A 10,397-nucleotide genomic window follows, 5' to 3' on the forward strand; every position below is an offset into this window, starting at 1 on the left:
TAATTATGCGTACTCGGGTTCGTAATAGTGCTGTAAATGCTCAAAGGTTGAGGTTGGCACGATGTCCCGAATACGGCTGTACTGCCGAAGTTTGAGTAATTTCCTGACTTCTGAGGCGGAAATGGCTAATCCTGAGGTTTGCCGTTTACGTTCAATTTCAATTACGCTGAGCGCGGGGGCAGACACCGTCTGGTCTTTCTCCAGCCAGTAATGCATATCCTGATTGTACTGATACGTCACCGGGCAAAAGGGTTCAGTACCGACGAAGCGCTGGGTAATACCGAGTGCCGGCGCGATGTATTTCCTGAAAATGATCAAATCCAGTGCCGCATGAGCGCGGGTAATGAGTTTCTCTTCCTTCAGAAAATAACCGGGGAACGTGGCTTTAGAGATCATGTAATTCGAACCGGTATGTACCGTCAGATTCTGAATATGCTCCACCCCGCGCTGTACCATCTTCAGACGCTCGCTAAACGGGAAAAAGGAAACGTCTTCCCGTACCACGAATATGTGTAGCCAATCGCACGACTGCGCCGCATGTTCCGCCAGGTAACGGTGGCCTAACGTGAAAGGATTCGCGTTCATGACAATCGCACCAATCTTTTTCTCTGCCCGCGTCGCAAGCGCGTCGGGCTGCGCAAACGTCGCCAAAGACTGGCAATATTGCTGAATGCCAATCGGTGTGTTTTCCATCAGCACGGCACTGTCCTGATAGCACACCAGTGGGTAAAAACCACACCCCCGGAAGACGTCGACATTTTCCGGTCGGGTATAAAGGAACAGGTGAAACAAGCCACGCTGCGCCGCCTGCTGCATCACTTCATTCACTACCTGCACGCCAAGGTTGAGGTGTCTGAATTCAGGATCGACCGCAACGCACTTAATGGTGTTGGCGGCCAACCCCGCACAGGCGATCAATCGCCCGCCCCGTTTACCCACAACAACGATGTCAATATCGTCATCCATGCCGAGCTGGCAGTGCGCAAGAAACTGGCGTACTCCGTCCCTCTCCTGTTCCCGAAGGCGCACATCCAGCGTGTCAAAAAAGACGGAATCATTGGCATACATCACAGTTCTTCCTGCAACTCGAATTAGTTAGGACATTCATTGCAGGCGTGCCGGTTTTCACACCGGCACGCCTGGCACCTGAACTTAGTGCACAGCGACGTCGGCAGCCGTCGGAACCAATTTCACTGGCACCGCGGCATCCACTATTGTGTTACGCAAGTGGCCAATGTTTTCGATTTCAACTTCAATACAGTCACCGGCGTTCATAAACAGCGGCGGATTGCGTTTTTTACCCACGCCGCCCGGCGACCCCGTGATGATCACATCGCCCGCACTCAGTTCGGTGAAGGTGCTGATGTATTCAATCAGTTCAGCGACTTTGTGAATCATGCTGCTGGTATTGTCGTCCTGTACCATGCGGCCATTCAGATACGTACGGATTGCCAGCACATGCGGATCGGGAATTTCATCCGTGGTGGTCAAGCAGGGGCCGAACGCACCGGTTTTCTGCCAGTTTTTGCCAGCGGTAAACCAGCTATGCTGCCAGTCACGCGCAGATCCATCCATGTAACAGCTGTAACCTGCGACATGCGAGAGCGCGACATCCCGAGAAATATGTTGTCCACCTTTACCAATAATGACCGCGAGTTCGCCTTCATAATCAAATTCGCTGGAATAATGCGGTTTGATAACAGGCGTTGCGTGTCCAGTTTGTGAATCCGCAAAACGCACAAATAACGTGGGTGCGGGATTTAGTTCATTAAACTCCTGACGCTTAGCGGCATAGTTCATACCCACGCACAGTATTTTCCCTGGTGCGGTAATAACCGGTAAGAACGTGACATCTGCAACCGCAATATCCGGCGTACTCATACTGAAGTCATGGGCAACAGATAACGCATTCTGTGCCAGTAATGCTTTCAGGTCGGGGTAACGGTGACCAATTTTGCTGCCGAGATCGATTAACCCCGTTGCCGTATAAATGCCGTAACTGTCCTTACCGTTATAACGATAGCTTGCAAGTTTCATAATATTTCCTGTGCAAAATAAACCTACGTGTAATAGCGGTTTTATTTCGTTAACTCATGTGAGTTTTCAATGCCGTCTGTCTCGAAACATTATTTCTTTCGCTCAGACTCTTTTTATTTCCTTAATGACATCAGACTAAAAAGTTAGCGAGTATCAGTAGTGAAATAGAAACATTAATAGCGCCGCCGATACGTGTGGCAATCTGCGCAAATGGCATCAATACCATGCGGTTACCTGCCGTCAGAATCGCAACATCGCCAGTACCGCCCTGCCCACTCTGGCAGCAGGAAATAATGGCAACATCAATCGGGTGCATGCCGATCTTTTTACCGACAAAGAAGCCCGTCGCAACCAACGTCACCACAGTAGAAATAATCACCAGCAGGTTTTGAATCGTAAAAGCGTTCACTAATTCCTGCCACGGTGTAATCGCCACACCAACGGCAAACAGAATCGGATACGTCACAGAGGTCTGAAAGAATTTATAAACGACCTGAGATCCTTCCAGCATTTTCGGTGAAACACCGTGAGCCAACTTCACCAACACAGCGGCAAACAGCATGCCAACCGGTGCAGGCAGGCCAATCACTTTATGGCCCAGCATACCGATCATATACAGCAGGATGGCCAGCAGCGCGCCAGAAGCAATGGTCGTCACATCGGCTTTACCGCTAAAGACAGAAGCAGGTGCGCTGCTCTCGCCGTTGCCCAGACCATTACCTTTATTCGGCATCAGCTCACCTTCACCGGTCAGGTGCGGATAACGTTTACCCAACTGATTCAGAATACCGGCAATGATGATCGCCGTCAGGCTACCCAACATCACAATAGGTAATACACGCCCCAGAGCAACACCTTGATCCATATGCAGAATCGCGGCATAGCCGATAGACAGCGGGATTGCACCTTCACCCACCCCGCCCGCCATAATAGGCAGGATCAGGAAGAAGAATATTTGGAACGGGTCCAGACCTAGCGCAATACCCACGCCCATCCCCACCAGCATTCCCGCGACTTCACCACACAACATAGGGAAAAAAATACGCAGGAAACCCTGAATCAGCGTCTGCCGATTCATGCTCATTATGCTGCCGACAATAATACAGCAGATATAGAGATACAGAATGTTGGTGCTTTTGTAGAACTTGGTCGTGGATTCAACGACAACGTCTGGCAGCAGGCCATAATGCACCATCGCCGAAGGGATAAAGGTTGCACAGATTGCCGCCGCCCCCATCTTGCCGATAATCGGTAAACGCTTGCCAAATTCACCACAGGCAAACCCGAAGAACGCCAGCGTTGCCACCATGACAACGATGTCGCTTGGCAGTTTGCCATTCAGGCAGTCGATACCGATTAATACCCCTGCCAGCACAAACAGCGGCACAGGAATAATACCGACTTTATAGGTATCCAGAATGTGCCACCATTTCTCTTTTAATGAAACCTTCCCAGCCGTCTCATTATTTACAACAATATATGAATCATCAGTCGTACTCATAACCCAGCCCTCGTTTTATTTTGTCAGCGCATCATAAGGAGCTGGCGAATATTATTGTGTGATTCCCTTCAAATTAAAAACTGAGTTTTAAAGGCGTTTATGGTTTTTATGGTTTATATTAATAATTTGTTTGTTAGATAGGCAGTTAGATGATTTTATACGCATGGTAAATTTTAAGGTTTCTATGGTGTTTATGGTTTTTATTTCCGAAATATGATTATGTTGATGAAAAGTAATTAAGTTGTTTATTAAACAAAACAGAGTCGTTTAATTTTATCTATTTATTCCATCACCTTATTGGTAACAACATATTTAAACGTGTTATTGCTCACAAGTCTTTTTATCTCAGTCCATTCTTAATAGCATTCATGATAAATTCAGTCACTTTTTAGTTAACCCACAGGCTCACGTGTATCATGAGATTGAGACTTTCCTTTCATATCAAATTATTTATCTATTTGATCGTCTTCTTCTCTTCGCTACTGCTAATGACAGGTATCTATTATTATCATGATATCGATAAACAACTCTATTCGGAGTTGGGTACACGAGCACAGGTGCAAGCCAGAGAGATCGCCATCATTCCAACCTTGGTTGAATCGGTGAAAAATAGAGATATCAAACAGATATATACCCTTGCCCAGCAATTAAAACAGCGCAGCGATGCAAGTTATATCGTGATCGGTGATAATCAAGCGCGCCACCTGTTTCATTCTGAATATGCGGAAAATGACCAACTCGTCGGCACACAGATGGTCGGTGGAGACAATTTCGACGTATTAGCGGGAAAAAGTGCTATCACCGTGCGCCACGGCAGCATCGGCGTCTCACTACGCAGTAAAGCGCCCATTATTGCTGATGGTCAGGTGATCGGTATTGTCTCCGTGGGCTATCTGAAAACTCACATCGATAGCCTGACGTTAAGTAAACTGGCGCGTATTCTGCTAGCCATTCTGGCGATGTTTGTCGCACTGTTTGTCTTCTCCTGGTGGTTCTCACGTAATCTGAAAAAACAGATGTTTGGCCTCGAGCCCCTTGAGATCCGCATGCTGGTCAGGCAGCAGAAAGCATTACTCGAATCGATCTACGAAGGGGTCATCGCGATCGACAAACAGCGCCGTATTGCGGCCATTAACCATGCTGCCAAAGAGATCCTCGGGCTGAGCGCCCCTTCTCATCTATTACGCGGGAAACCTGTCGATGACGTCATTAAACCAGTGCCCTTCTTTTCCGGCGAAGCGATGTGGAGCAGCGATACCCATGATGAAGTCTGTCGTTTTAACCACGCCACTGTGATTGCCAGCCGGGTACGGATTATGCTGGAAGATGAGCTTCAAGGCTGGGTGATCAGCTTCCGCAGTAAAAACGACATTCATACACTCAGCATGCAGCTCAGCCAGGTGAAACGCTACGCGAACAGCCTGCGCATTCTGCGGCATGAGCAGTTGAACTGGACCGCGACGCTGGCCGGGCTATTGCACTTAAAACGCTACGACGAAGCCATCAAATATATTGAAGCGCAGTCAGAAAGTGCCCAGGTGGTACTGGATTTTGTTTCCCGCCGTTTCTGTTCGCCCGCGCTGTGCGGGCTGCTGCTGGGCAAGTACGCGACAGCGCGAGAAAAAGGCATTGAGATTGTTTTCGACCCACGCTGCCAGCTCACCCATATTCCCGCCGCACTGAGTGAAACGGAGCTGATGTCCATTATTGGTAATTTGCTGGATAACGCGATGGAAGCCACATTGGCCATGGTTACGCCGCATTATCCTGTCGAAGTGTACATCTATGACAGCGAACAAGAGTTGGTTATCGAAGTCGCCGATCAGGGAACAGGGATCGAGCCAGCGATTGCCGATAGCCTGTTTGAAATGGGCGTGACCAGTAAAACACAAGGCGATCACGGGCTAGGACTGCATCTGGTCGCCAGCTACGTTAATCAGGCCCGGGGAATCATTGAAGTTTCGGCCAACCAGCCGAATGGCAGCATATTTTCCCTATTTATACCGCTAGATCCTAAATAATTCGCGTTGACGTAGGTTAGGCAGATTGCGGTATAACGGCGATACATTTTACTTATCTTTCAGACACTAACAGGGATTCATACCATGCAGCACACTGAACATTTCGATGTTTTAATCGTTGAAGATGAAAGTAAGCTGGCAAATATTCATGCTGAATTTATTGAAAAAAACTTCAATCTGCATGTCGTCGGCATTGCCGCTACGCTTTTTGAAGCCAAAAAGCTCCTTCAGCAGCATAAACCGCGCCTGATCCTGCTTGATAACTATTTGCCCGATGGTGAAGGGGTTTCGCTGATTGAAAGCCAATTACTCAAAGGAATGGACTGTTCCGTCATTTTTATTACCGCCGCCAGCGATATGAATACCTGCGCTCAGGCGATTCGCTGCGGGGCTTTTGACTACATAATCAAACCACTCTCTTACCCACGATTGCGTTCTTCGCTGGAGCGCTTTATTCAATTTGTAAAGACCCAGCACACCTACAAAGTTGTCGACCAGCAGAATGTCGATATTCTCTATCAGTTGCAATCATCTGGCGCTGCCCCCTCCGCATCCACAAAAGGTATTGAGGAGAACACGCTCGGATTGATCAAACAGATTTTTGCCAATAATAGCGACGAGACACTTTATTCCGTCGACGATATCGTCGAAAAGACAGGACTAAGTAAAACCACAGCGCGCCGCTATCTTGAATTCTGCGTCGAGAACCAATTCCTCGATATCGAAATGCGTTACGGCAAAATTGGTCATCCGCGTCGGTTATATCGTACAAAGATCGCCAACTAGGTGAGGCAACCACTCAGCGATGTGGTTCTGGCAACGAGCGCACATACAAAATGAGAGATAGCAAACATCTGCTCGCACCAAAATAAACGCCGGGTGCCAGTTAAACAACATACTCACGTTTGGCCTTCTAGCCCTGATATTGCGTCAGGGCTGGCACCAATGCGTTAGTGATCTTTAGCCAACAAATAAATCGTTAAATAATCAGTAAGCTACGTTATTTTGGCAGTATTTACATAAAAAACTATGCATTTGCACAGTCCATCTTGATGCCCATCACAGAACGTTATTATCTCCAACGTTGACACTAACATAGAGGTAACAAGGCCCGATAACTCCTAGTAGGTAAAAGTGTCATCGTAGTCAGTTTTTTTTACTAAAAAGCGTCATACATGGAGAGTTATAATGCAGCATCTTGCTAGTCGAATTCGTAACACAAAAATTGCACATAAACTGTATGCGGGATTTGGCATTATTTTATTACTCGTGATTATTGCCTCATCGCTTAGTATGAACAGATTCGTTGCTATTCGAGATATTTATGAGAAAACGAATCTTATTTATAGCGTAAACATTGAGGTCTTTCAGGCAAAAATAAATCGTGTTAAATATTTCTACGCCCCCGATGAAAAGACAAAAGATATTCTGGCTAAATTTGTTAAAAGCGCCACAGACTTAACAGACAGTGCAAAAACTCTAGCCTGGAGCACCGATGAATTAGGCCACATCAACAGCTTAAAAGAAAATTTAGAAGATTTTCAGACAGCAGTCTCCATCATGTCCGTTGCAACACAAAAAGCGGTTGAAATTCAGGGGAAAGTGAATCAACTGCATACGCAAGCTACGTTGGAACATGTCGCTCAGACTATTCATAACACCAGCGCATTTCTCGATAATGATGCTTATTACGCGATTAGCAAACTGGCTTTCTTGTTAAGTGAAGTGCAAAAGCTGAGTTATGAGCTGCAAATAACAAAAGATGAGAAAACATTAGCTGCGTTGAATGCGCGTTATGCAGAGACGGAGTCAGCCTATCAGGCATTACCGATTTTACCTACCGACCTGAAAGGTCTGGCTGATGCATTACGAAACAACATTAAACAATACCAACAGCTTAATGCTGACTATTACACCGCTTTCGATGACGTGAAAAAAGCAGAATATCTGGTCATGAGAGCAGGAACAAAGAGCAGCGCGGACATCAACGCGCTCACTGCCATTATCAAGGCGAAAAACGATGAATTAGCCTATAACTCTGCCACCATCACGATGATTATCGGCCTCATTGCCGTCATTATCGGTATCATCATTTCAATCTATATTACCCGGATTATCACCAGACCCATCATCCATAACCTGTCGCTGGCAGAACGCATTGCCAGTGGCGACCTAACCACGACGATTCATACCGATCGCCACGATGAACTGGGAAGACTCACCCACGCGATGGGGACAATGAATGAACAGTTACGCCACGTTATTTCCGAAGTACGGGACAGCGTAGGCAGCGTCAGCCAATCAGCAAGTAAAATTGCCACGGGCAATAGCGACCTGTCGTCACGCACCGAGCAACAGTCGGCGGCAGTCGTTGAAACCGCAGCCAGTATGGAAGAACTCACCTCAACGGTGAAAAACAACGCCGACAATGCCAAGCATGCCAGCCAGATCGCAGCCGATGCTTCCAAGAATGCGCTTAAAGGCGGCGAGGTCGTGAAACAGGTGGTGACGACGATGGACAATATCGCAGCCAGCTCCAGAAAAATTGCCGATATCACCACTGTCATCAATAGCATTGCCTTCCAGACCAACATCCTGGCGCTGAACGCCGCGGTAGAAGCCGCACGCGCCGGTGAACAAGGCCGTGGTTTTGCTGTGGTCGCGGGCGAAGTACGCAGTTTGTCGCAGCGCAGCTCTCAGGCAGCCAAAGACATCGAGGCACTGATCTCAGAATCGGTCGAACGTACTAACGCGGGTAGCCATCTTGTCGCCGTTGCCGGAGAAACCATGGAGCAAATCGTCGATTCCGTTTCCCGCGTGAACGACATTATGGGGGAAATTTCATCCGCCTCTGAGGAACAGAGCCGGGGTATTGGACAAATCGCGCAGGCCATCAGCGAGCTTGACACCACCACACAGCAAAACGCCTCACTGGTGATGGAATCCTCTATTTCCGCCAATTCACTGGAAGAGCAGGCCGTGCTGTTAGAAAGATTACTTGAGCACTTCCGCGTGTCTCAATCTGACAATCGCGCTGCCTCACTCGCGTCACCTGCAACACCGCGTCACGCGTTGCCAAAACGCGTGTCAACGACAGACAAAAAAACGCCTTCATCAGAAAGCGACTGGACATCCTTCTAACGCCTCCCGCCCGGATAGCCTCGCGCATCCGGGCGCATCACAACGCGAGTTCTTAACGCGGTAAATGCTCATTCAACGGCATCGTTGAAGGGTTAGGATACTGATAGTCAAACCCAAGCTCATGACAGATACGCTGCCCATCAACAATCCTACCCTGCGAGCTATCGGTCACAGGTGCAAACTGCGGCGGAGATACCTGTAATCTGCGTGCCTGTTCAGGATAAAAGTCCAGTCTGGCAGGATGTTCCGGCGCGCACAGATTATAGACATGCCCTCCGTTCGGTAGTTTAAGCAGCAATAAGATCGCCGACAGCACATCTTCCTGATGCACCAGATTCACACCATGATTGCCACACGGCAGGTTGATTTTTCCGGCCAGGAAACGTCCAGGGTGACGATCGCCACCGACCAGTCCCGCAAGGCGCAAGATATCAACGGAGATATCCGGTAAATGTTGCAACCACTGTTCAAGGGACACCAGCGTCTTCCCTGCTACCGTCGTCGGCTGTAGCGGCGAGGTTTCTCTTACTGTACCGCTGCCGTCCCCATAGACCGAGGTTGAACTGGTAAAGATGATACGCGGGACATGATACACTCGCGCCATATTCACCAACTGTTGTACCGCTTGCGCATACCCCTCGCCTCCTTCCGCTGTTCGGCTGGCGGGTAGCGTCACAATTAATACGTCAACCTGTAGTAATGCGCTAAGCTCGTCAGCGTCACATTCCAGTTCAGGCGTCAGAGCCAATTGATAGCATTCAATCCCGCTCATCCGCGCGGCTTCAACGCCATCAGGCGTAGTTTTCGATCCCACCACGTGGTAACCGTGCCCATTCAACGCCAGAGCCAACGGCATACCTAGCCAACCCAATCCCACAATCGATACTTTTTTCATCTGCGGCTCTTCTCTCTATGGCATATCATCTCATATTAGGTTGCTCTGGCATTTTCAGATAGAAGCGTTAACGACACACGCCAGACGATCGCATTCTGCATACACACCTTATTTAGTGAGATGATGGCAATGTTTAATGAAAAAAGGAATAACAGATTGAAACAGAATCCTATCGGGGAGATATCCGTTTAAAACGCAAATGTTGAGGCAATACTGAAAGCACTGCCCCAACGTGCATATAAACGAGACTACCTACTAATACATTGATATATTCATAGTAAATTCATACGGTTGACTATATCTGGGGTAAATACTAATAGAACAATAGGCATTCGGTGTTATTTTTTCTGCTGATGAGCTAAAAGTAGGACCAGTACTATTTAATACATATCCGGCGGTAAATTTACATATTTCACCACTGGTGTTCCGGTACGTCACACTTGTAGAATATTGGCTATAGGCATTATACATCGGAAAGCTGCCGTTTTGAGTTCCTCCTTTCCCGACGAAATCAGGAAATGTCGCATTCCATTCCTGAGCAACCTTTGTCAGAGCTTCTCCACCATAGACCGAGTATTTAATTTCTGCTTTTCTTGTTGTCGCTGCGGTAGCATCGGCCACCACGACCATAGCTGGCAGAACCAGCACCCAACCCAACAACCAGAAACGTAGATGATTTTTCATTTTTATCTCCTTGTATTTATTATCGACTGTGCTTTTACGACTGATTACAGAGCGGAAAAAAATTCAGCTCTGCGCCATCCAATAAAAAATTACTCTGCTATATAAATCATGCTATTTA

Annotated in this window: 8 protein-coding genes; 3 read left to right on the forward strand and 5 right to left on the reverse strand. The window is 47.7% G+C overall.

What is annotated here, in order from left to right:
- Window positions 1-3 precede the first annotated feature (3 nt).
- The 3 genes from citC to EDI29_RS19000 form a co-directional block, all read right to left on the reverse strand.
- The gene (gene citC, locus EDI29_RS18990) at window positions 4-1,068 is read right to left on the reverse strand and encodes a [citrate (pro-3S)-lyase] ligase (RefSeq protein ID WP_137742147.1); all 1,065 of its coding nucleotides are present in this window, start codon (window positions 1,066-1,068) and stop codon (window positions 4-6) included.
- 84 nt (window positions 1,069-1,152) lie between these two features.
- The gene (locus tag EDI29_RS18995) at window positions 1,153-2,037 is read right to left on the reverse strand and encodes a fumarylacetoacetate hydrolase family protein (RefSeq protein ID WP_137742137.1); all 885 of its coding nucleotides are present in this window, start codon (window positions 2,035-2,037) and stop codon (window positions 1,153-1,155) included.
- A gap of 130 nt (window positions 2,038-2,167) precedes the next feature.
- A complete protein-coding gene (locus EDI29_RS19000) occupies window positions 2,168-3,538 on the reverse strand; it encodes a 2-hydroxycarboxylate transporter family protein (protein ID WP_137742138.1) in 1,371 nt (456 codons plus the stop codon).
- Between the two features lie 416 nt (window positions 3,539-3,954).
- On the opposite strand from EDI29_RS19000, the gene EDI29_RS19005 reads away from it, so the two are divergent.
- The 3 genes from EDI29_RS19005 (at window position 3,955) to EDI29_RS19015 (ending at window position 8,700) form a co-directional block, all read left to right on the forward strand.
- Window positions 3,955-5,559, forward strand: coding sequence for an ATP-binding protein (locus tag EDI29_RS19005; RefSeq protein ID WP_137742139.1), 1,605 nt, complete (start codon window positions 3,955-3,957; stop codon window positions 5,557-5,559).
- 84 nt (window positions 5,560-5,643) lie between these two features.
- Window positions 5,644-6,345: a response regulator gene (locus EDI29_RS19010; protein ID WP_137742140.1), complete on the forward strand. Its 702-nt coding sequence runs from the start codon at window positions 5,644-5,646 to the stop codon at window positions 6,343-6,345.
- 402 nt (window positions 6,346-6,747) lie between these two features.
- Complete coding sequence (locus EDI29_RS19015) at window positions 6,748-8,700, forward strand: methyl-accepting chemotaxis protein (RefSeq protein WP_137742141.1); 1,953 nt, start codon at window positions 6,748-6,750, stop codon at window positions 8,698-8,700.
- A 52-nt stretch (window positions 8,701-8,752) separates the two neighbouring features.
- Here EDI29_RS19015 and EDI29_RS19020 read toward each other — a convergent pair whose 3' ends face one another.
- Window positions 8,753-9,595, reverse strand: a complete 843-nt coding sequence (locus EDI29_RS19020) for an SDR family oxidoreductase (RefSeq protein ID WP_137742142.1) — start codon at window positions 9,593-9,595, stop codon at window positions 8,753-8,755.
- 255 nt (window positions 9,596-9,850) lie between these two features.
- Window positions 9,851-10,279 carry a hypothetical protein gene (locus EDI29_RS19025; protein ID WP_137742143.1) on the reverse strand — a complete coding sequence of 143 codons (429 nt, stop codon included), beginning with the start codon at window positions 10,277-10,279 and terminating at the stop codon, window positions 9,851-9,853.
- Between the last annotated feature and the right edge of the window lie 118 nt (window positions 10,280-10,397).

It is taken from the genome of Pectobacterium polonicum, from assembly GCF_005497185.1.
GTDB classification, from domain to species: Bacteria; Pseudomonadota; Gammaproteobacteria; order Enterobacterales; family Enterobacteriaceae; genus Pectobacterium; species Pectobacterium polonicum.